The sequence below is a fragment of the Sphingobium algorifonticola genome (assembly GCF_004005485.1).
GTDB classification, from domain to species: domain Bacteria; phylum Pseudomonadota; class Alphaproteobacteria; order Sphingomonadales; family Sphingomonadaceae; genus Sphingobium; species Sphingobium algorifonticola.
The window spans coordinates 655,011-675,321 of the sequence record NZ_RZUL01000002.1 but is presented as its reverse complement, the minus strand read 5'-3'; the positions used below and the strand labels follow the sequence as shown (position 1 = coordinate 675,321).

Below are 20,311 nucleotides of genomic sequence, written 5' to 3'. Positions count from 1 at the left end.
CGACCTTGCCAATATTCTGGTGCTGCTGCTGTCCGGGTTGCAGCAGGAGGTGATGCTGTTCGCCGCGATCGGGCTGCTGCTGGGCGGTCTCGACGAACTGGCGGTCGATCTCATCTATCTGGGCCGGACGGCGTGGCGACGCGCCACCGTCTATCGCCGCAACAGCCCGATGACGACGCAGACTCTCCCTCTGCCCGCAACGCCCGGACGCATGGCGATCTTCGTTCCTGCGTGGCGCGAGGCGGGTGTGATCGGGCCGATGCTTTGGACCGCGCTACGGGCCTGGGGACATGGCGATTACCGGATTTTCGTGGGCGTCTATCCCAATGATCCCGAGACGATCGACGCCGTCGCCGGGCTGGCGGAAGGCGACCCGCGCATCGTGCTGGCGATCCACAACCGGGAGGGGCCGACGACCAAGGCCGATTGCCTGAACCTGCTGTGGCGGGCTATGCAGCGCGACGAACAGGCCGGCATTATGTAGCAAACGCACCAACAGGGGAATCCCCAAAAAGCGTGTCTATCGCTAATTTGCGAGCATGAAAATCGTAGTGCATGGCCTGATAGACAAGCGGGCAGAGACGGTCGGCAAGATCGAGGCGATGCAGGCGCAGCTTGCCCAGCTAATGGCCGATCTGGACAGCCTGGACCGCACAATCCGCATATTCGAGCCTGACATTGATCTGACGGACGGGCCGGTCAAACCAGTGCCGCCAGCCAATGCCGCGTTTCGTGGTGAAGTGCAGCGTTTCCTTCTCGACACCATACGCAAGTCAGACGTGGCGCTGACAACGCACGATCTTGCGCGCAGGGTCATGGAAGCGCGCGGGCTGAATACGTCCGACAAGGCGCTGCTAAAGCTGATTTCACAACGGACCGGGCATAGTCTCGCCAAGCTGCGCAGGAACGGGATGATCGTGGCGGAGAAGGCGGATGCGACGGGGCTGTTGCGGTGGTGGATGGTGAGGGCTGTCGGAATGGGGTCGGACAAAACCGACCCCATTCACAGCTAGGCTCTACAAGTCGCCTCCATCAAGGGCATGGCAGCGTAGTGTCCCTTGTCATTAAGAGAACGCTTGAGATAGACAACTTTGATGCGCCACGCAGTCCGCAAAACGATGCAAAACACACCGAAAATAGGATTAGCTGCGAATATTGAGATAAAATGACAGTCAATAACTCTGCCCATCTCGGGCATATCCCAAAGCGTTGGGCAGTCATCCTTCATTTCTTCATTTTCTCGAAAAATAGTGTGTTGAGGCACTATCAATGCGAGAATATACACTACCGTAAGAATTACAGCAGATCGCGCGGCAAAAGACGCCCCCCACATATGGTCAAGCACCAATTCTTCTCGTCGCGTTAGTGAGTTACCAGATTTGAGCGTCGCGATAGTTTCGCGAAGTTCATTACGATATGGCTTCACAATGTACGAGAAAATGGCTTGAGAACCGAACCATACGATGCCCACCATAAGGATCGATACCCAAGGATTCTCTCCAACAAAACGTTGAATCTCAATCACTTGGCGGTGTCCTTCTCCATTACTGTGTTGTTATATATTTTTATGTATTGACACAACATTTACAAGGGGGGTCGTTGCTGCCCCAAGAGCCACAAATCATAAAACAGACTCAAGAGATACCAGGTCAAGGCCGCGACCAAAAATCCATAGTCTGTTTCGTATAATTCGTTGCGCAAAGCAAGCACTAACCAGTAATCAGGCATGGCGGGTAAAGCGCCAAAAAAACCTAGATATTGCAGAAACGCTCTTTTGAATGATCTTACTAGCAATTCCCGCCTCCGCCCCTACAAACTTGCTGGAGCGAAGAAAAATCAAAGTCAACCCGCGCGCTGCCAATACCCCTTCCACTGGCGGCTAACCCGCGATCCCATAGCAGCCATGGCGACCATGCCAGCCTGCGCGCCGTTGTCAGTGCGGCGGTTATCTTCGCGCCATGACGCTTCGCCCGCATAAGCGTTGAGATACGGCCCTGCGATGTGGTGGTGCGTTCCGACTTCCATACGGCGCAGGCGCGAGAAGTAGCTTTCCGCCTGATTGGTGCAAGCGCCTTCGTCAGAGAACGCAACCGAGTGATTGATGCGGCGCGTATCCCAGCCAGCGTGAAGGGCATCCCAGCCTGTGCCTTCGTCGGCCATGATCGTGGTGAGAGTGCCAACATGATCGCGGACGAAAGGAACGGCATCGCCTTCGTTGCGCACGATGAAGGGAAGCGACTTGCCGCCACGTTCACGCATGATGACGACGCACTGGCGCTTGCCGGTCAGGTTCGCTTTCAGGCGGCGATCCTTGCGATCTTCCTTGCGGTTTTCCGGCTTGCTGTAACCGCCAAAGTAAGCGCCGTCGATTTCCACGATGCCGTCAAGTTGGCGACCGGCCATTTCGCGGCGCATGGCTTCGCGCAGCTTGTGCGTGAGAACGAACGCCGTCTTGTATTGGCAATCCAGGTCACGCGACAATTGCAGGGCGGCAATGCCCTTTGCGCCGTTCACGAAGATCACGATCGCGGCCAGCAGATCGGTGAAGGACATCTTGCGCGAGGCGAAGATCGTGCCGCTCGTCACCGAAAACTGGTGATGGCAGGCAACACACTTGAACTTGCGGCGCGTGGCAATGCCATAGACTTCCACACAGCCGCAACGCGGGCAAACCGCTTCCCCATCGTTCTCCGGCCAGCGCATGTCGCAGAACGTCTTGTAAGCCTTGTCCTCGCCCATCGTGAAAACAGCCTTGAGGCTGATCGAGCGGGCTTTGGAGGAGAGGAGAAAGTGTTGCATGTCATCGTATCCGGTGTTGTTACATCGAATATGATGATTACACATCTCATTGTCAATGAGAATTACATCGTTTATGATGATAATGTTCTTGAAAGGGATGACATGGCAACGGACACGGAATGGCAAGCCCGCGTAAAAGGGCTGTTGAAGTCGGAATTGAAACGCAAGAACGTGGGTTATCGCGAGCTGGCTGAACGACTCGCCGCGATGGGGGTTCATGAAAGCGAACGAAACATCGCCAACAAAATCAGTCGCGGAGGGTTCACGGCTGTGTTCCTTGTGCAGTGCTTAGAAGCGATTGGCTCCTCGTCTTTACGATTATCGGATGCCTAATTGTCGCTGCTTTTGGCTTAGAAAGCGCCCATTATCGCGAGGGTGGTAAACAATCCTCCGGCAAGCATAGCGATCGGATAGAGCAGGTCGAAACCAACAGGGCCGGGCTTCCTCTCGTTGCGGAATCCTTTGCTTCCAATCCAGAGCCCCAAAATACCGATGAACGCGAAAAGCGCGACTTGGCCGCGCAGGAAGCGTCTGCGGTCTGGGGCTTTTGGGTTGCCGTTTTTGCGATCGCCCAAGCCATCGCGACTTTCATAGGTTTGTATTACGTTAAGCGAACGCTCGACGCGACCTTGAGGGCTGTCGAAGACACCGGGGAAGCTACCCAGGCGATGAGGGAGGCCAACGAAATCGCGCGCAACGCTGCTGCCATGCAACTGCGGCCATACGTTTACTTCACCCCCCTGGACGACCCGCTTGAAGATGTCCGGTTTCTGCGACGCGATACCGAACTGCCTATTTCGATAAAAAATTTTGGCCAGACACCAGCCTTCGATGTCAAGTTGCGGTATGGGTGGGCGATTGTTGATCGCCCGATCGGAGACACCATTGTGGATTTCGATATTGAACCCGGAAGCTATGGAACGATAGCCCCCGGCGACCACAGAAGAGACTCGTTTAGCTTTCTTCACATGGATCTTGATAATCTCGGCAGGATGCACGCGGGATCGGTTATGGTCGTAAGGATGCGGATTGACTATTCGTGGGGGCAGGGGATGTCCGACCATCACGAGGTGTCCCACAGCCTCTTCCAGCCCAACGGGTACCCGCTCCAAGCATGCTTGCTTACCAAATGGGAGCGTGAGCGCAAGGAATAGCGCACTAATCACGCGCCGTCTCCGGGCTTGGTGCGTTTGCTACATAATGCCGGAACAGGCCTGCGGCGCGCCATTCAAGGCAATCGTGCTGCATGATGCGGAGGATGTCGTCCATCCCGATGCGCTGCGCCTGCTCGACCGGATGTGCGACCGCTTCGACCTCGTGCAATTGCCGGTTTTGCCGCTGCCAAGCCAGCAGTCACAATGGGTTGCGGGCCATTATTGTGATGAGTTTGCGGAAAGCCATACCAAGAACCTGATCGTGCGCGAGGCTATCGGTGCCGCGGTGCCTTCCGCCGGGGTGGGCTGCGCCTTTCGCCGCGATGCCCTCGCCCGGCTAGCAAGCGAGCAGAGCGGGCGTCCCTTCGATCCCCATTCGCTGACCGAGGATTACGAAATCGGCCTGCGCCTTGCCGAACGCGGATACAGCAGCGTGTTCGTGCGGATGATGGACGCGCAGGGCCAGCCGGTCTGCACGCGCGAACATTTCCCGGAGCGGCTGGAAGATGCGGTGCGGCAAAAGACGCGCTGGACGATCGGCATTTCGCTTGCCGGATGGGATCGGTTGGGCTGGCACGGCGGTTTCACCGAACGCTGGATGCGCCTGCGTGACCGGCGCGCGGCGCTGTCCGCGCTGGTGCTCGGCGCGGCCTATCTCGGCGGTCTCGTCTGGATGCTGCTCACGCTTGTCGGCTGGCTGGGCGGACCGGCGGCCTTGCCCCCGCACCCCTGGCTGCCACCGCTGCTGACCGTGACGGCCCTGCTGATGCTGTGGCGGATGCTGATGCGCGCCTGTTTCGTGACCTATGCCTATGGCTGGCGACAGGGGCTGTGGTCCCTGCCGCGCATCGCGATCGGCAATCTGATTGCGATGCTCGCCGCGCGGCGCGCGCTTTTCCGTTATGCCGCCATGCTGCGCGGCGCGCCGCTGCGGTGGGACAAGACGACCCATCGCTTTCCTGCCCATGTAATGGACGGCGCGCCATGACGGACGCGGCGACGCCCGGCCGCGGCAGACCGCTGCGCTTCTTGCTGCTTGTCCTGCTCTGCTGGGCAGGCGGCAGAGTCGCGATGACGCAGGATTGGGGCGCCGAAAGCCACCACCCGCCGACGCGGCTGTTTGCAGAGGCACAGCAGGCGGCGTCACCGGCCGTCGGGTTCAGCGTCAGCGTGGATCGGGCATCGGCTGTTGCGTCGCGCGCACCGCGCCCATCGACAGCCCTGTCAATGACCGTCCGGCCTCGTGCGCTCCGGCCGCCCTCAGCCGTGTCGACCGGCGGCGGGGCGATGCAAGCCGGTCCCCTGCTGGACTATATGCGTTTCAGCGTAGCATTCGCCAACCGCACGCCTGCCCCCGCAATCGTCGGCGGTCCGCAGCCGATCGCCGATATTCCCGGACGCGGCATGGCCATGCCCTTGCCCGGCACCGCCTTCACCCCGGCGGCCCCGCCGACCAACCGCCTGAACGCCAGCGCATGGCTGTTCTGGCGCGATGCGGGGGGCGGCGCGCTGGCGGCGGGCGCAGGGCAGCTTGGTGGCGCGCAGGCCGGTGTACGGATCGCCTATGCGCTGACGCCGGCACAGCCCGAGCGGCTGGCGCTCTATGCGCGGGCGACATCCGCCCTGCGACGGCCCCATGCGCATGAAGCCGCGCTGGGCCTGGCGTTTCAGCCGTCGGCGCGGGTGCCCCTGCGCCTGACGGTAGAACGGCGCGCCAACCTCGGCGATGGCGGGCGCAATGCCTTTGCCACCGGCGTGATCGGCGGCTTCGGCCCGGTTGCAGTGACGACCGATGCCACGGTCGAAGCCTATGGCCAGGCTGGGATTGTCGGCCTGGCCCGGCGCGACGCTTATGTCGACGGCAAGGTCAGCGTGATGCATGCCCTGCCCGGCATAGCGCCGGTCGCCGCCGGTTTCAGCCTGTCGGGCGGTGCCCAGCCGCAGGTCGCACGGCTCGACATCGGCCCGCAGCTTAGTGCGCGCCTGCGGCTGGGCGGCAATCCCGCGCGTATCAGTGCGGAGTGGCGCGAACGCATTGCGGGCAATGCGCGTCCCGGCTCGGGTCTCGCAGTTACGCTCGCGGCGGATTTTTAGAGGGTTTTTCGGCGCACAGGTGGTTTCCCGTCGCCTGAAATAGAGCTAGGCCGGACGCCCATGGACATTTACCTGCCGATCGCCAATCTGTCCGTCAACGCGCTGGTCATCATCGGCCTGGGCGGGATCGTGGGTGTGCTGTCCGGCATGTTCGGTGTCGGCGGCGGCTTCCTAACGACGCCGCTGCTGATCTTCTACGGCATTCCGCCGACCGTCGCCGCCGCATCCGCCGCGACGCAGGTGACAGGGGCCAGCGTGTCGGGTGTGTTCACGCATCTTTCGCGCAAGACCGTCGATATCCAGATGGGCTGGGTGATGGTGGTGGGCGGCATCATCGGCGCGCTGATCGGTGCCGGACTGTTCCGCCTGCTCCAGCAACTCGGGCAGATCGATACGGTGATCGCCGTGCTCTACGTGCTGATGCTGGGTTCCATCGGGTCACTGATGGCGCGCGAATCGATCCAGTCGCTGATCGCGATGCGGACCGGCGCACGCCCCCCGGCGCGCAAGCGGCGGCATCATCCGCTGGTCGCCGCCCTGCCGATGCGTTGGCGCTTCTACCGCTCGGGCCTCTATATCTCTCCGCTTGCGCCGCTGCTGCTGGGCGTGGCGACAGGCATATTGACGATGCTGCTGGGGGTAGGCGGCGGGTTTATCATGGTGCCTGCGATGCTCTATCTGCTCGGCATGACGACGCAGGTCGTCGTCGGCACATCGCTGTTCCAGATCTTGTTCGTGACCATGGCGACCACGATGGTCCACAGCCTGACGACCAAGGCGGTCGATCTTGTCCTTGCGCTGCTGCTGCTGATCGGCAGCGTGGTCGGCGCGCAGGTGGGCATGCGCATATCCATGGCCGCGCGCCCGGAATATCTGCGCATCATCCTGGCCTTCATCGTGTTGGTGATCGCCATCCGCATGGCGCTCGGCCTTGGCTGGCGGCCGGACGAAATCTATACGGTGCAACTGCAATGAGGTGGCTGGCGCGCCTCTGCATGCTGCTGCCGGTCGCGCTGCTGCTGGGCGCGGCGAAGGCACCGATGCTGGTGCCCGATGTCTCCCAGCGCGAAGTCGTCATCCAGTACAGCTTTACCGGCGCGGAACTGCTGCTGTTCGGCGCGATCGTCTATCCCGACGGACGACCGCCCGACGAGCAGGCCGACATCGTGGTGGTGCTGAAAGGCCCGGACCAGTCGATCACCATGCGCGAGAAGCAGAAAGTGGCGGGCGTCTGGGTCAACGCCGACAGTGCTCGCTTCCGCTCCGCCCCCAGCTTCTACGCGATGGCGTCATCCCGCCCGATCGACCGGATCGTCGATGATCGCACCGCCGCAATCTTCGAAATGGGCGTCGACAAGCTCCAGCTTTCGCCCGCCTCGCTCAACGACAATACAGAGATCGAGCGGTTTCAGGCAGGGCTGGTCGATGTGCGCCGCCGCAGCGGCCTGTTCGTCGAGCGTCCGGGCACGGTGGAGATTACCGATGGCGTTCTCTATCGCGCGCGCCTGCCGCTTTCGGCGCGTGTCATCGTGGGCGACTATACGGCGGAGACATTCTTGGTGCAGGATGGCCGCGTGGTCGCCGCGGCGGTGCGCGACATCGTGATCCGCAAGGCAGGCTTCGAACGCTTCATCGCGCAGGCGGCGGAAAACTGGTCGTTCCTTTATGGCCTTGTCGCGATCGCCATGGCGATCGGCATGGGCTGGGCCGCAGGGGCCATCGCCCGGCGGATCTAGAGTGATTTCGAGGGAAATGGAACATTTCACGGCTCGGAAATCACGGTAAAACAGATAATCAGACCTCCTTCGCGGGATCGCGCGATTTCGGCATGGCGATATCGAAATGCATGACATCCTCCCGCGCGCCCAGTTTCGTGTACAGCGCCACCGCCGGATCGTCGCCATAATCGGCCTGGACGTAAATGACCCAGGCATCACGCGCCGCCGCGATCTCGCCAAGCGCCGCGATGAGCGCCGTCGCGACGCCCCTTCGCCGCCACACATCGGCAACCGCAAGGTCGTAGATGTAGATTTCGCTGCGCGCCTGTTCGAACTTGTCCAGCACATAGGCGACCAGCCCGCCCACGACGGCTTCGTCCGACAGGGCGGCGAGAGCGATGACATGCGGCTTGGCAAGCCATGCCTGAAGATAGGTGTCCGGCGGAGGCGCGGACGCATAATTTTCCGCATCGTCGAACACGTCGCGAAACAGGGCGTTGAGCGCCCGCATCGTCGCAAGGTCGTCCGCTCCCAGCCTGCGGACCGTGTAATCGCTTCCCGACATCGCCCAGACATAGCCTTGGCTGCATCAACGACAAGAGGCCCGTGTAAGCCTATTTTTACCGGTTGCCGTTACGCCCGACGCTTCGGCCCATGTGGCCAGGCGGCGGATGCGGGGCAGTATGAACAGCATGACGGGTGCGACACAGTTCGATCAGGCGATGCAGGGGGGCGCCGCCGCGATGACGCGCAGCGAGGCGGCGGGACCATCGATGGGGCTGGTCTTCCAGATCGCGGGGTCCAGCTCCCAATTGCTGCTGGAAGCCGCCGTACTCGCCCATTACAGCCATGACAGCGACCCTTCGGTCGCGATGGCAGGGCAGGTCGGTAGCCAGATCAAGATGCGCGTCGGCAGCAGCTGGCTGGTCGCCAACGTCCGCACCATGGTGCTTGATCGCCATGACCCGACGAAGATCGTCGCGGATATCGACTTTCTGGGCGAAGGCGACGAGGAACGGCTGACCGGAAAAATCTATGGCTTCCGCCGCGGCGTGACGCGCTATCCGACGCCGGGCACCGAAGTCTATCCGGTATCCAGCGTCGAGATGAACCAGATTTACGCCGCAGACGAGCGTGCGAATGTCCAGATCGGCACCGTCTATCCGACGAAATCGACGCGCGCCGCGCTCTATGTCGATTCCATGCTGGGCAAGCATTTTGCGCTGCTCGGTTCCACCGGCACCGGCAAGTCGACCAGCGCCGCGCTTATCCTGCACCGCATCTGTGACCTCGCGCCGCAGGGGCACATCGTGATGATCGACCCGCACGGCGAATATAGCGCCGCGTTCAAGACGAACGGCGCGATCTTCGACGTCAACAATCTGGCCCTGCCCTACTGGTTGATGAACTTCGAGGAACATTGCGAAGTGTTCGTCACCTCCGAAGGGGCCGAACGCACGCTGGACTGCGACATCCTCGCCAAATGCCTGCTGGCCGCGCGGTCGAAGAACCGCCTTGCCGAAAGCACGGGGCGGCTGACCGTCGATTCGCCGATCCCCTATCTGCTGTCGGACCTGACCAACATCCTGCAGAACGAAATGGGCAAGCTGGACAAGGGCACCAATTCGCTGCCCTATATGCGGCTCAAAACCAAGATCGACGAGATCAAGACCGATCCGCGCTACAGCTTCATGTTTTCCGGCATGCTCGTTGCCGATACCATGCATGATTTCCTGGCCAAGGTGTTCCGCCTGCCGGCCAACGGCAAGCCGATATCGATCATCGACGTGTCCGCCATGCCTTCGGACATCACCTCGACCGTGGTGTCGGTGCTGGCGCGGCTGGTGTTCGATTATGCGATCTGGGCGCGCAACGAACCGCAGCGGCCGATCCTGCTCGTGTGCGAGGAAGCGCATCGCTACATTCCCAGCAGCAAGACCGGCGGCGGGCAGGCGGTGCGCAAGATACTGGAGCGGATTGCCAAGGAAGGGCGCAAATATGGCGTCTCGTTGGGCCTTATCACGCAGCGTCCGTCGGATCTGGCCGAAGGCGTCCTGTCGCAGTGCGGCACGATCATCGCCATGCGCCTCAACAACGATCGCGACCAGGCGTTCGTGAAGGCGGCTATGCCCGAAGGGGCGCGCGGCTTCCTCGATTCGATCCCCGCGCTGCGCAACCGCGAATGCATCATCTGCGGCGAAGGTGTCGCGGTGCCGATCCGGGTGGCGCTCGACAATCTGGAGCCGGAACGCCGTCCGGCCTCCAGCGATCCCAGCTTTACCGAGCAATGGCGCGATTGCGGCGGCGAGAACGAAATACTCGAACGCACCGTCAACCGCTGGCGCAATCAGGGGCGGTAAATACACGCCCACAAGCATCAACCTCTCCGTTCGGTTCGAGCCTGTCGAGAACCTTGACCCAAGACGCCTTCTCGACAAGCTCGAAGCGAACGGAGGAAGATAGTAGCGAACGGGAAGTGGCGTCACCCCGTCGGCGTCATGCGCCCGGTCGGCTCGCCGGTGACATTGGTCCCTTCCCGGCATTCCTCTTCATGCGGCGGCACCATCAGGGCCGTGCGACGCCAGCCGCCGTGCAGATAATAAGCCGCCGCCATCGCCAGCGCCACGACCGATCCCACGGGGAAGCTGAGCCAGATCGCGTCCGCGCCGATCAGGGGATAGGTGACCGCATAAAAACCGATCCGCACCGGATAGAGCGCGACCAGCAGGATCACGAGCGGCGCCATGACCACACCGTTCGACCGCATCGTGCCGAACAGCACCATCGTCAAACCGAAGAGCAGAAAGCTCCAGCTCGCCAGAAACTGCATGTGCCGGGCGAGGTCGATCGCCGCGCTGCCTGCCCCCAGGAACAGCGCCAGCACCGGCCGGTCGAACGCCAGCATCAGCAGGATGAGGCTGCCCGTCATGGCGACATTGAACGCCATGCCGCGCCAGGTGATGCCGTTCACCCGATCCCACCGGCCTGCGCCGATATTCTGCGCCGCCATTGCGCTGACCGCGGCGCCGATCGCCATCGCGGGCATCTGAAGATAGGTCCACAGTTGCTGCGCGGCGCCATAAGCCGCCGATGTCAGCAGCCCCTCGCGATTGACCAGGCTGACCATGACGAGACCCGCCGTCGAAATGACGATCATCTGAAGCCCCATGGGCAGGCCCTTGGCGACGATCACCCGCAGCTGCGCGGCACCGGGTATCAGATAGCCGAGTTCCGCGCCGCGCAGGCGCAAGGGCAAATCCTTCGCATAGACATAGAAGAGCATCGCGATCAGGCTGACATAGCCCGCCACCGCCGTTGCCGTCGCCGATCCGGCAATGCCCATCGCCGGGACAGGGCCATAGCCTAGGATGAACAGCGGATTGAGACCGGCATCCAATAGCACCGTCAGGATCATGAACCACAGCGGCGTGATCGAATCGCCCGATCCGCGCAGCCCCATCATCACCATCACGCTGATGAGCGAAGCGGGCATCGCCAGGAAAATGACGCGCAGATAAGTGAGCGCCAGCGCAAACGCCTCACCCGGCGTCGAAAGCGCGCGGAGAATGGCAGGCGCACCGAACCAGCCCGCCGTCGCGACGACCAGCGACAGGATGAAGCAAAAGCCGAGCGCGGACCCGAAGGCACAGCGCGCGGCATCGATATCCCGCCGCCCGAATGCCTGCCCGACCATCACCGTCGCTGCCATGCCGAACCCGAACACGGCGGAGAACAGCAGGAACATGATGATATTGGCATTCGCCGTCGCCGCCAGCGCGCCTTCACCCAGAAACCGGCCGACCCATACCGCGTTGATCGAACCGTTGAGCGATTGCAGGATGTTGGACGCCAGCGTCGGCAAGGCGAAGGCGAACAGCGTCGTGCTGATAGGCCCTGAGGTGAGATCGGGCCGCTTGCGGGCGGTCGGGGAGGCGAGCGTGGCCATGCTGCGTGCGATATCACTTCCCTGCGGCGGTGCAGTCAAATCCTTAATCCCGCGATTGTCGCGGCGTCCGGCACGTCAGGGATAGCTGACCGTCTTGGGGCGGCCCTGCGGACTGGGAATATACTCCGCATCGTCACCCGGAATCAGGGGAAAGCGCATCGCTTCCCAGTCCTCGCGCGCCTGCATCAGCCGGTCTTTGGTGGACGCGACGAAGTTCCACCAGACGTGGCGCGGCGTCGTGAAGGCTTCGCCGCCGCACAGCATCACGCGCCCGCCGTCGACGCTGTACAGGCTCGCGCGGGTTCCCGGTCGCAGCACGTACAGGGTCTGCGGACTCAGCGGCATGCCATCCAGTGCCGCATCGCCGCCGGAGACATAGAGCGCCCGCTCATCCGCATCCGGTTCGATCGGAATGGCGCCGCCGGGGCGCAGCATGATGTCGGCATAGATCGTCTGCGCGTAAGTGGTGACCGGCGCGCGCTGACCCCACTGCGACCCCATGATGATCCGCGCCCGCGCGCCGCCGTAGTCCAGCACCGGCAGCGCATCCTCTGCCACATGCTCGAACGCAGGGTCCATTTCCTCGCGGGCGTCGGGCAATGCCAGCCAGGTCTGGATCGCCGAAAGTTTCGACGCACGATCACGCTCATCCTGCGGCGAGCGTTCTGAATGGACGATGCCCTTGCCCGCCGTCATCAGATTGACTGCGCCCGGCTCGATAATCTGCTCCGTCCCCAGCGAATCGCGGTGCAGGAACGCGCCTTCATACATATAGGTGACGGTGGCGAGGTTGATGTGCGGATGCGGCCGCACGTCGATCCCCTCGCCCGGCCCGAACTTCGCCGGTCCCGCCTGATCGAAGAAGATGAACGGCCCGACCATCGTACGGTCGGGCGCGGGCAGGCTGCGATACACTTTGAAATCGCCGAGATTGTGGGTGGTCGGCGTGATCGTCTGGATGATGAGGTCCTGGTTCATAGAAACTCCTGAAAACCGTTCGCCCTGAGCGAGGTCGAAGGGTTACACTGAACACAGTGAAGTGCCTTCCCGTGCGTTCAGGCGAGGGCTTCGACAAGCTCAGCCCGAACGGAGAATGGGTTATTCCCCCGGCGCTTTCGCCTTGATCGCCAGCGCGTGGATTTTCTCGCGCAGCAGCTCCGCCAGCGCGCCGTTCACCAGCCTTTGCCGGGCGACACGGCTTTGCCCCACGAAGGCATCCGCCACGATTTCCACCGTAAAATGGCTCTCGCCCGTGCCGTCGTCGCCCATATGGCCGCGGTGGCTGGCACTGTCGTTGATGACGGCAAGCCGTTGCGGGTTCAGGGCAGCGCGCAGGCGTGCCTCGATTTCCTGGCCTACTGGCCCTTTCGATTCTCCGGTCATGCGCCCTATATAAGGCCATCCGCCGCAATTGCATCTGGACTGATCTTGGCTTCCGAACCCTTTTCCACCCGCCGCCACAACCGCTTTCACGGCCGGGTCGAAGGTGCGGATCGCCCGTGCGCGATGGACGGCTGCACCGAACCGGGCGAGTTTCGCGCGCCGCCGCTGGAAGGATCGGACGGCGCGCACGAAGGGCCGCGCTGGCGCTGGCTGTGCCTCGACCATGTGCGCGCCTTCAATCAGGGCTATAATTTCTTCAGCGGCATGTCGCCCGACGAGATCGAGGCGGCACAGCGCCCCTTTGCCGGATGGGAGCGCGAGACCCGCGCCTTTTCCACCAACGGCACCACCCCGCCGCCGAAGTGGCAGGACTTTACCGATCCGATCGACGCGATCGGCGCGAAGTTCCGGGAACGGATGCAGGAAGCGAAAGCCCGCGTCGATGGCAAACCGCTGTCGGGCGAGGACCGGCAGGCGCTCAAGGTTCTGGGGCTGGCGGCCGACGCGGACCGAAAGGCGCTGCGCCAGCGTTATACGCAACTCGCGCGCCGCTATCACCCTGATCATAATGGCGGGGACCGCAGCCACGAGAAAGCGTTGCAGGCAGTGATTTCCGCCTATACGCATCTGCGAAAGGCTCCGGCATTTGCCTGAGTCCTGATTTTTGCGTCACCTCCGGCGCACTCCATCCGACCGAACAGGCCCAATATGACCGACATTCCCAATACTCAGCCCGACAACCGCAGCGAGACGATCCTGGAGCGGCCCGACCGTGAAGTCAGCGCACGGGACGTATTCGGAGTGGACGTGGACATGATGGTCCCCGCCTTTTCGGAAGCCGACGAGCGGGTGCCCGATGCCGACCCGGCCTATGTGTTCGACCCGGACACGACGCTCGCGATCCTGGCGGGCTTCGCGCACAACCGCCGCGTGATGGTGCAGGGCTACCACGGCACCGGCAAGTCGACGCACATCGAACAGGTGGCGGCGCGGCTCAACTGGCCGTGCATCCGGATCAACCTGGATGCGCATATCAGCCGCATCGATCTGGTCGGGCGCGACGCGATCGTCCTGAAGGACGGGCAGCAGGTGACCGAGTTCAAGGAAGGGCTGCTCCCCTGGGCGCTGCAACGCCCCGTCGCGCTGGTGTTCGACGAATATGACGCCGGTCGGCCGGACGTGATGTTCGTCATTCAGCGCGTATTGGAAACTGACGGCAAGATGACCCTGCTCGACCAGAACCGGGTGATCCGCCCCTCCCCCTGGTTCCGCCTGTTCGCGACGTCAAACACGGTCGGGCTGGGCGACACCACCGGCCTGTACCATGGTACGCAGCAGATCAACCAGGGCCAGATGGACCGCTGGAACATCGTCGTGACGCTCAACTACCTCCCCGCCGCGACCGAGGCGCAGATCGTCCTCGCCAAGTCTGGCGAATACGATCACGAAGGCGGCCGCAAGGAAGTCGAGAACATGATCAAGGTCGCGGAACTGACGCGGCAGGGCTTTGTCAATGGCGACATCTCCACCGTCATGTCGCCGCGCACGGTCATAAGCTGGGCACAGAACGCGCTGATCTTCAAGAATGTCGGCTTCGCGTTCCGCCTGTCCTTCCTCAACAAATGCGACGAGGCGGAACGATCGCTGGTCGCCGAATATTATCAGCGCGTGTTCGGCAAGGATCTGCCGGAGAGCGTGGTGGGGAAGGCAGGCTGAGGCCATGATCGTCGTAGAGCGGATCGCGCCGGACGGCAGCGCGCACCGGATCAGCATCGGCGCGCATGATCTGGTGACCGACATGACGCCGCCCGATGGCGACGCCGGACCGGACCCGCATGATCTCTACGACGCCGCGATCGGCGCGTGCAAGGCGTTGACGATGCTCTGGTATGCGCAGCGCAATGCCATTCCGCTCGACGACATCCATGTCGGCGTCAGCCGGGATGCCAGCCGGGAGCGTGAAGGCCTCTATCGCCTCACCACACGTATCGCCATCGGGGGCGACCTGACCGATGCGCAGCGTGAAAAGCTGCGCGACGTTGCCGCAAAATGCCCGGTTCACAGGCTGATGACGCAGGTGACGACCGAAATCGACACGCTGCTTGTCGATGCCACTGGCGAACATCGCGAATCATGACCGAACGCTCCCCTCTCGATGCGTTCAAATCCGTGCTGTCCGGCGCGGCGCGGGCGATGGCGCGCGATGCGGACGTGGAAGTCAGTTTTACATCGGATGCGCCGCATGTCGTGGGCAAGCAGGTGCGCGTACCCGCTCCGGCGCGCAATCTGCCGGCTGATCAGGTGGCGCTGGCACGGGGTTTCGCCGATGGCAATGCGCTGCGGATGCGGCATCACGACGTCAAGGTCCATGCCGCGTCCGCCCCGGCGGAAGCTGTCGCCCGCAGCGTCTATGACGCTGTCGAGCAGGCGCGGATCGAGGCGATCGGATCGCGGCGGATGGAAGGGGTGCGCGCCAATCTGAACGAGGCGCTGACGATGCGCCTGAAGGCCGATCCCATTTCCCGCGCGAAGGGCCGCGACGAAGTGCCGCTCAGCACGGCCGTCGCGCTGATGGTGCGCGAGCGGCTAACCGGGCAGGCGGCACCGCGCAGCGCGAACGCCGGTCTCGATTTCGTGCGCGAATGGATCGAGGACAAGGCCGGGTCCGATCTCGATGCGCTGGGGCTTGCGCTCGACGATCAGCGCGCGTTTCAGAAGCTGACCACATCGCTGCTGGAACATCTCAACCTCATCGAAACCGACGCCCCGCCCGACGCCAGCGACGACGACGCGCAGGAGGACGGCGAGGACGAAGAAAATCAGGAGGACGAAGGCGACGAGGGCGAGGACCAGTCCGGCGACAGCGACGCGCAGGTAGAGGCGCGATCCCAGGAAAAGGGCGGCGAAAGCGAGGACGGCGACCCCGATTACAGCGACGAGTTCGACAGCGACAGCGAAAGCGGCGCGGATGACATGGGCGAGGAAGGCATGATGCCCGTTCGCCCCAATCGTCCGATGGCGGACCTGCCGCCGGGTTTCGATTACAAGGCCTATACCAGTCGCCATGACGAGACGATCGGCGCGGAGGATCTGTGCGACGAAGATGAGCTGATCCGCCTGCGCGGCTTCCTCGACCAGCAGCTCACATCCTTGCAGGGGGCCGTCACCAAACTTGCCAACCGCCTGCAACGCCGCCTGATGGCGCAACAGTCGCGCTCCTGGGATTTCGACCAGGAGGAGGGCATGCTGGACGCCGCGCGCCTGGCCCGTATCGTCATCGATCCCACCCGGTCACTCAGCTACAAGATCGAGCGCGATACCGAGTTTCGCGACACCGTCGTCACCCTGCTGATCGACAACAGTGGCTCCATGCGCGGCCGCCCGATCAGCATCGCGGCGATCAGCGCGGATATCATGGCCCGCACGCTCGAACGCTGCGGCGTGAAGACCGAGATTTTGGGCTTCACCACGCGCGCGTGGAAAGGCGGGCTGAGCCGCGAGGACTGGCTCGCCGCCGGACGCCCGCCGCTTCCCGGCCGCCTCAACGACTTGCGCCACATCATCTACAAGCGTGCCGACGATCCATGGCGGCGCGCGCGCAAGAACCTGGGCCTCATGATGCGCGAGGGGCTGCTGAAGGAGAATATCGACGGCGAGGCGCTGCTGTGGGCGCATAGCCGCCTGATCGCACGGCATGAGGAACGCCGCATCCTGATGGTGATATCGGACGGTGCGCCGGTCGACGATTCGACGCTCTCGGTAAACAGCGGCACCTATCTGGAGCGGCATTTGCGGCAGGTGATCGACTGGATCGAAAACCGATCCCCCGTGCAACTCGTCGCTATCGGCATCGGCCATGACGTGACGCGATACTACAAGCGCGCGGTGACGATCATGGACGCGGAACAGCTTGGCGGCACGATGGTGGAACAGCTTGCGGGGCTGTTCGATGAGGATTGAGTACGATCTCATCAACCCATTCCCGTTCGGGCTGAGCTTGTCGAAGCCTTTGCCTGAGCTTGTCGAAGGCAGCAACCTCGCTGCGTTCGGCATGGCCCTTCGACAGGCTCAGGGCGAACGGATATTCCGGGCGGCACCAGGACCATGAGCGTCGCCTTCCGCCGCGAGAGCGACGATGAGCACCTCGAACCGAAGTTCGAGCTGCCCATTCCGCATGGTCCCAATCTGGTGACGCCGCGTGGCCTTGCGCAGATCGAAGCGAAAGTGATCGAGATCGAGGCCGCTCTCGCCCACGCCACCGATGGAGAGGCGCGCAAGAAAATCCTGCGCGACGCCCGCTACTGGCGAACGCGGCAGGCGACGGCGCAACTCGCGCCGATGCCGCCGCAGGATGCCGTCGCCTTCGGCTCTCGCGTCCGCTTCCGCCTGAACGGGCAGGAACGCACGCTTGATATCGTGGGCGACGATGAAGCCGATCCGGCGGCAGGCCGCATCGCCTGGTCCGCCCCCCTCGCCCGCGCGATGATGGAAGCGGAAGTCGGCGAGCGCCTGGATTTCGGCGGCACGGCGGAGGCGATCGAAGTGCTTGAGGTGGGGATCGCGGACTCGATGCTCGATTAAAATCACGCAACGATTTGCGATGATGATTTATTGCGCAGGCATTGTACCGGGTCGGAGAAAGCCGAACATATGGGCGACATAATCCGCTTTGCCTAAATCGACTCCGTTGTTACGCAAAATTGCGTAGGCGATCATCACATGAAAATAGAATTGGGGTATTGCCCAGTCACGGACATATTGTTCCGCCGCAAGATCGAATATCATGCCGTTGGGAAGAGCATGGGCGATTGGTGTTTGAGGGTCCAGATCGATAGCTTGCGCGGCAAGCGATTCCACGAGAGCAACGGTTTCATCGATTCTCGCCAGCGCATCCGCGATGGAGCCGGGATGTTCGGCGGCATTGCGCCCTTCATTCAGCAGAATATCGACGGTGGGCGGAAAATCCTCTGCGCGCGCTCTGAACACGCCCTCCAGCGCCTGTACGCAGGCAAAACGGATTTGTGTCGAAAGGGGAAACATGTCGGGCGCGAGGCGCGCGGTAAGCAGGGCTTGCGCCGCATCGGCCGACAGTCGTTCCTGCGCCTTGCCAAGCCAGGCTGACAGCGCCTTGAGCATCTGAACATAGGTCGGGATAAGAATATCGCTGAGAGTCACGAAAATCACCTTTTCATTGCACCATGCACAAAGCGTACAGCGCCGATGGCGCAATAGGCGCGGTCCGATCTTGGCGCCATGTCTTCCAGCGGCATAGCGTCAAATGAACCATTGGTTGTGCCGGTTCCAAAAGGTTGACCTCCCGCCCCAACGCCATCATGGCTTCGGACCATGACTGAAACTTCCGCCACCCGTGGCCAAACCACCGCCCCGCTGCGCCTGTTCAACAGCCTGACCCGCTCGATCGAGACCTTCGAACCGATCACGCCGGGCATCGCGCGCGTCTATAGCTGCGGTCCGACGGTCTATAATTATGCCCATCTCGGCAATCTGCGCGCCTATGTGTTTACCGACACGTTGCGGCGGGCGTTGCTGTGGAAGGGCATGCAAGTCCGCCACGTCATCAACATCACCGACGTCGGCCATCTGACCAGCGACGCGGACGCGGGCGACGACAAGATGGAGGCCGCCGCGCGATCGCAGGCGAAGAGCATATGGGACATCGCAGCGCATTATACGCAGGCGTTCAAGGACAATATCGCTGTGCTCAACATCCTGCCCCCCTCGCAATGGACCGTCGCGACCGATTATGTGCCGCAGATGATCGCCTTTGCGGAAAAGATCGCGGACAAGCATTGCTACGAACTGCCGACCGGCCTCTATTTCGACTCGGCCTCCGTGCCCGATTACGGCGCGCTCGCCGGGGGCCGCGACGATGCGGCCAATGCGCGGATCGATCCGGTGGAGGGCAAGCGCCACCCGTCCGACTTCGCGATCTGGCGCAGGTCACCGCCGGGCGAGCAGCGGCAGATGGAATGGGACAGTCCATGGGGCAAGGGCGCGCCCGGCTGGCACCTCGAATGCTCGGTGATGAGCCACGATACGCTGGGGCATCCGTTCGACATCCACACCGGCGGCATCGACCATCGCGAAATTCATCATCCCAATGAAATTGCCCAAAACCAGGCCTTTCATGCCTGCTGCGGTGGGGATGGCGGCGTGGATGCGGCGACGGCGGGGTTCACCGGCGCGCGCTGGTGGATGCACAATAATTTCCTGGTCGATCGGGCGGGGAAGATGTCCAAGAGCAAGGGCGGCTTTACGACGCTCTTCTCGCTGATCGACCGCGGCGTGCATCCCCTCGCCTATCGCCTGCTGTGCCTCAGCGCGCATTACAGGAGCGAGCTGGAGTTCAGCGGGGAGACGCTGGGCGCGGCGCTGACGCGGCTTAAACGGCTGGTGATGGCGGTGGAGAAGATCGTTCCCGATGTAGCCGCCCACAACAGCCCTGTATCAGACCCTGCCAATAGCCTGATCGCGCGTTTCGATGCCGCAATCAGTGATGATCTGAATACCCCGCTTGCCCTCACCGTTCTGGAAGAAGCCTTAGCGCAGAAGGGGCTTGGCCCTGATCTGAAACGCAACTTGATCGGTGATATGGATCAGGTACTGGGCCTCAACCTTCTCACACTCACCCGCACCGACCTGCGCATCCGCCCAAAGGATGCGACGATCGCCGAAGCGGAGATCGAAGCGCAGCTTGGCGCGCGCAAGGCGGCCCGCGCAGTCAAGGACTTCGTCACTTCGGACACGATCCGCGATGCCCTGGCTGCGCGGGGTGTCGAGGTGATGGACGGCGATCCGTTGGGTTGGGAATGGAAGATCGACCTGGGCTGAGGGTATTCAAGGAAACCTAGAAAGCCGTTCGCCGTGAGCGAAGTCGAAGCCTGTCCTGAGCGTCTGCTGCAGGCAGGCAGTCGAATGGGGTTCGCCTGAGCATCGCGAAGGCACGTGGCGATTATCCCGTTCGAGCATGTATGCCTTGTTCCCCTGGGAAAGGAGGGGTCCAGGGCCTCAAATGCTATTCCGTGCGGCCCTGGACCCCCGCGTGCGCGGGGGAACGGAACCTTGCTTGTTGAAAAGCTCTGGCTGCAAAGCCACTTCACGACGTGCAGTGGAGGGCTTCGACAGGCTCAGCCCGAACGGTAAAAATAGCCAGACTGCATCACAGCCACCCCATCCGATCACACTGACCGAAGCAA

The 20,311-nt window shown here is 62.5% G+C and carries 22 protein-coding genes; 14 read left to right on the top strand and 8 right to left on the bottom strand.

Going from position 1 to position 20,311, the window contains the following annotated elements:
• Nucleotides 1-19: 19 nt before the first annotated feature.
• Together ENE74_RS08345 and ENE74_RS08340 are read left to right on the top strand one after the other, a co-directional pair.
• Nucleotides 20-484, top strand: coding sequence for a glycosyltransferase (locus ENE74_RS08345; protein WP_241241889.1), 465 nt, complete (start codon nucleotides 20-22; stop codon nucleotides 482-484).
• A gap of 55 nt (nucleotides 485-539) precedes the next feature.
• Entirely contained in the window at nucleotides 540-1,013 is a 474-nt protein-coding gene (locus ENE74_RS08340; protein ID WP_127690386.1) for a hypothetical protein, read from the top strand.
• Here ENE74_RS08340 and ENE74_RS08335 read toward each other — a convergent pair.
• Both ENE74_RS08335 and ENE74_RS08330 read right to left on the bottom strand, forming a co-directional pair.
• Nucleotides 1,010-1,525 (bottom strand): hypothetical protein, encoded by a 516-nt coding sequence (locus ENE74_RS08335; RefSeq protein ID WP_127690385.1) that lies wholly within the window; start codon nucleotides 1,523-1,525, stop codon nucleotides 1,010-1,012. The two genes, ENE74_RS08340 and ENE74_RS08335, sit on opposite strands and share 4 nt — an antisense overlap.
• A gap of 317 nt (nucleotides 1,526-1,842) precedes the next feature.
• Nucleotides 1,843-2,799, bottom strand: coding sequence for an IS1595 family transposase (locus ENE74_RS08330; RefSeq protein WP_127690384.1), 957 nt, complete (start codon nucleotides 2,797-2,799; stop codon nucleotides 1,843-1,845).
• 30 nt (nucleotides 2,800-2,829) lie between these two features.
• Here ENE74_RS08330 and ENE74_RS18715 point away from each other — a divergent pair, with 30 nt between their 5' ends.
• On the top strand, nucleotides 2,830-3,132 hold the full coding sequence (locus tag ENE74_RS18715; protein WP_420902572.1) for a DUF6471 domain-containing protein: 303 nt from the start codon (nucleotides 2,830-2,832) through the stop codon (nucleotides 3,130-3,132).
• A gap of 17 nt (nucleotides 3,133-3,149) precedes the next feature.
• Here the strand turns inward: ENE74_RS18715 and ENE74_RS08320 are convergent, their stop codons facing one another.
• Complete coding sequence (locus ENE74_RS08320) at nucleotides 3,150-3,911, bottom strand: hypothetical protein (RefSeq protein WP_164847412.1); 762 nt, start codon at nucleotides 3,909-3,911, stop codon at nucleotides 3,150-3,152.
• Nucleotides 3,912-3,999: 88 nt separating this feature from the next.
• On the opposite strand from ENE74_RS08320, the gene ENE74_RS08315 reads away from it, so the two are divergent.
• Genes ENE74_RS08315 through ENE74_RS08300 form a run of 4 tightly spaced genes read left to right on the top strand, consistent with a single transcriptional unit; the run spans nucleotide 4,000 to nucleotide 7,783 of the window.
• Complete coding sequence (locus ENE74_RS08315) at nucleotides 4,000-4,941, top strand: glycosyl transferase family protein (protein ID WP_127690382.1); 942 nt, start codon at nucleotides 4,000-4,002, stop codon at nucleotides 4,939-4,941.
• Nucleotides 4,938-6,047 carry a hypothetical protein gene (locus tag ENE74_RS08310; protein WP_127690381.1) on the top strand — a complete coding sequence of 370 codons (1,110 nt, stop codon included), beginning with the start codon at nucleotides 4,938-4,940 and terminating at the stop codon, nucleotides 6,045-6,047. The genes ENE74_RS08315 and ENE74_RS08310 overlap by 4 nt, the downstream gene beginning before the upstream one ends.
• A gap of 60 nt (nucleotides 6,048-6,107) precedes the next feature.
• Nucleotides 6,108-7,022, top strand: coding sequence for a sulfite exporter TauE/SafE family protein (locus ENE74_RS08305; protein ID WP_127690380.1), 915 nt, complete (start codon nucleotides 6,108-6,110; stop codon nucleotides 7,020-7,022).
• Nucleotides 7,019-7,783: a TIGR02186 family protein gene (locus ENE74_RS08300; RefSeq protein WP_127690379.1), complete on the top strand. Its 765-nt coding sequence runs from the start codon at nucleotides 7,019-7,021 to the stop codon at nucleotides 7,781-7,783. The genes ENE74_RS08305 and ENE74_RS08300 overlap by 4 nt, the downstream gene beginning before the upstream one ends.
• Nucleotides 7,784-7,841: 58 nt before the next feature.
• On the opposite strand, the gene ENE74_RS08295 is transcribed toward ENE74_RS08300, so the two are convergent.
• On the bottom strand, nucleotides 7,842-8,330 hold the full coding sequence (locus ENE74_RS08295) for an AAC(3)-I family aminoglycoside N-acetyltransferase (protein WP_127690378.1): 489 nt from the start codon (nucleotides 8,328-8,330) through the stop codon (nucleotides 7,842-7,844).
• Between the two features lie 157 nt (nucleotides 8,331-8,487).
• Here ENE74_RS08295 and ENE74_RS08290 point away from each other — a divergent pair, with 157 nt between their 5' ends.
• Nucleotides 8,488-10,125 carry an ATP-binding protein gene (locus ENE74_RS08290; RefSeq protein WP_241241921.1) on the top strand — a complete coding sequence of 546 codons (1,638 nt, stop codon included), beginning with the start codon at nucleotides 8,488-8,490 and terminating at the stop codon, nucleotides 10,123-10,125.
• Nucleotides 10,126-10,247: 122 nt separating this feature from the next.
• Here ENE74_RS08290 and ENE74_RS08285 read toward each other — a convergent pair whose 3' ends face one another.
• The 3 genes from ENE74_RS08285 to ENE74_RS08275 form a co-directional block, all read right to left on the bottom strand.
• Nucleotides 10,248-11,711: an MATE family efflux transporter gene (locus ENE74_RS08285; protein ID WP_127690377.1), complete on the bottom strand. Its 1,464-nt coding sequence runs from the start codon at nucleotides 11,709-11,711 to the stop codon at nucleotides 10,248-10,250.
• A 75-nt stretch (nucleotides 11,712-11,786) separates the two neighbouring features.
• On the bottom strand, nucleotides 11,787-12,689 hold the full coding sequence (locus tag ENE74_RS08280) for a pirin family protein (protein ID WP_127690376.1): 903 nt from the start codon (nucleotides 12,687-12,689) through the stop codon (nucleotides 11,787-11,789).
• 120 nt (nucleotides 12,690-12,809) lie between these two features.
• The gene (locus ENE74_RS08275; protein WP_127690375.1) at nucleotides 12,810-13,094 is read right to left on the bottom strand and encodes a BolA family protein; all 285 of its coding nucleotides are present in this window, start codon (nucleotides 13,092-13,094) and stop codon (nucleotides 12,810-12,812) included.
• A 45-nt stretch (nucleotides 13,095-13,139) separates the two neighbouring features.
• Between ENE74_RS08275 and ENE74_RS08270 the strand changes: the two genes are divergently transcribed.
• The 5 genes from ENE74_RS08270 to ENE74_RS08250 all read left to right on the top strand — a co-directional run bounded on the left by ENE74_RS08270 (nucleotide 13,140) and on the right by ENE74_RS08250 (nucleotide 17,675).
• A complete protein-coding gene (locus ENE74_RS08270; protein WP_127690374.1) occupies nucleotides 13,140-13,748 on the top strand; it encodes a J domain-containing protein in 609 nt (202 codons plus the stop codon).
• Between the two features lie 54 nt (nucleotides 13,749-13,802).
• Nucleotides 13,803-14,810 (top strand): cobaltochelatase subunit CobS, encoded by a 1,008-nt coding sequence (gene cobS, locus ENE74_RS08265; protein WP_127690373.1) that lies wholly within the window; start codon nucleotides 13,803-13,805, stop codon nucleotides 14,808-14,810.
• Nucleotides 14,811-14,814: 4 nt separating this feature from the next.
• Entirely contained in the window at nucleotides 14,815-15,231 is a 417-nt protein-coding gene (locus ENE74_RS08260) for an OsmC family protein (RefSeq protein ID WP_127690372.1), read from the top strand.
• Complete coding sequence (cobT, locus tag ENE74_RS08255) at nucleotides 15,228-17,054, top strand: cobaltochelatase subunit CobT (protein WP_127690371.1); 1,827 nt, start codon at nucleotides 15,228-15,230, stop codon at nucleotides 17,052-17,054. Before ENE74_RS08260 ends, cobT begins: the two co-directional genes overlap by 4 nt.
• Nucleotides 17,055-17,198: 144 nt before the next feature.
• Nucleotides 17,199-17,675: a GreA/GreB family elongation factor gene (locus ENE74_RS08250; protein ID WP_127690370.1), complete on the top strand. Its 477-nt coding sequence runs from the start codon at nucleotides 17,199-17,201 to the stop codon at nucleotides 17,673-17,675.
• A gap of 27 nt (nucleotides 17,676-17,702) precedes the next feature.
• Here the strand turns inward: ENE74_RS08250 and ENE74_RS08245 are convergent, their stop codons facing one another.
• Nucleotides 17,703-18,269 (bottom strand): DUF1993 domain-containing protein, encoded by a 567-nt coding sequence (locus ENE74_RS08245; protein WP_127690369.1) that lies wholly within the window; start codon nucleotides 18,267-18,269, stop codon nucleotides 17,703-17,705.
• Between the two features lie 171 nt (nucleotides 18,270-18,440).
• Here ENE74_RS08245 and cysS point away from each other — a divergent pair, with 171 nt between their 5' ends.
• Nucleotides 18,441-19,946 (top strand): cysteine--tRNA ligase, encoded by a 1,506-nt coding sequence (cysS, locus tag ENE74_RS08240; RefSeq protein ID WP_127690368.1) that lies wholly within the window; start codon nucleotides 18,441-18,443, stop codon nucleotides 19,944-19,946.
• Nucleotides 19,947-20,311: the final 365 nt, after the last annotated feature.

Excerpts from the sequence above, each read along its gene's own strand:
- ENE74_RS08330 (WP_127690384.1), bottom strand. The coding sequence starts at position 2,799 with ATGCAACACTTTCTCCTCTCCTCCAAAGCCCGCTCGATCAGCCTCAAG.
- ENE74_RS08290 (WP_241241921.1), top strand. The coding sequence starts at position 8,488 with ATGCAGGGGGGCGCCGCCGCGATGACGCGCAGCGAGGCGGCGGGACCA.
- cobT (WP_127690371.1), top strand. The coding sequence starts at position 15,228 with ATGACCGAACGCTCCCCTCTCGATGCGTTCAAATCCGTGCTGTCCGGC.
- ENE74_RS08285 (WP_127690377.1), bottom strand. The coding sequence starts at position 11,711 with ATGGCCACGCTCGCCTCCCCGACCGCCCGCAAGCGGCCCGATCTCACC.
- ENE74_RS08310 (WP_127690381.1), top strand. The coding sequence starts at position 4,938 with ATGACGGACGCGGCGACGCCCGGCCGCGGCAGACCGCTGCGCTTCTTG.
- ENE74_RS08280 (WP_127690376.1), bottom strand. The coding sequence starts at position 12,689 with ATGAACCAGGACCTCATCATCCAGACGATCACGCCGACCACCCACAAT.
- ENE74_RS08295 (WP_127690378.1), bottom strand. The coding sequence starts at position 8,330 with ATGTCGGGAAGCGATTACACGGTCCGCAGGCTGGGAGCGGACGACCTT.
- cysS (WP_127690368.1), top strand. The coding sequence starts at position 18,441 with ATGACTGAAACTTCCGCCACCCGTGGCCAAACCACCGCCCCGCTGCGC.
- ENE74_RS08300 (WP_127690379.1), top strand. The coding sequence starts at position 7,019 with ATGAGGTGGCTGGCGCGCCTCTGCATGCTGCTGCCGGTCGCGCTGCTG.
- ENE74_RS08315 (WP_127690382.1), top strand. The coding sequence starts at position 4,000 with ATGCCGGAACAGGCCTGCGGCGCGCCATTCAAGGCAATCGTGCTGCAT.
- ENE74_RS18715 (WP_420902572.1), top strand. The coding sequence starts at position 2,830 with ATGATGATTACACATCTCATTGTCAATGAGAATTACATCGTTTATGAT.
- ENE74_RS08275 (WP_127690375.1), bottom strand. The coding sequence starts at position 13,094 with ATGACCGGAGAATCGAAAGGGCCAGTAGGCCAGGAAATCGAGGCACGC.
- ENE74_RS08340 (WP_127690386.1), top strand. The coding sequence starts at position 540 with ATGAAAATCGTAGTGCATGGCCTGATAGACAAGCGGGCAGAGACGGTC.
- ENE74_RS08250 (WP_127690370.1), top strand. The coding sequence starts at position 17,199 with ATGAGCGTCGCCTTCCGCCGCGAGAGCGACGATGAGCACCTCGAACCG.
- ENE74_RS08260 (WP_127690372.1), top strand. The coding sequence starts at position 14,815 with ATGATCGTCGTAGAGCGGATCGCGCCGGACGGCAGCGCGCACCGGATC.
- cobS (WP_127690373.1), top strand. The coding sequence starts at position 13,803 with ATGACCGACATTCCCAATACTCAGCCCGACAACCGCAGCGAGACGATC.
- ENE74_RS08305 (WP_127690380.1), top strand. The coding sequence starts at position 6,108 with ATGGACATTTACCTGCCGATCGCCAATCTGTCCGTCAACGCGCTGGTC.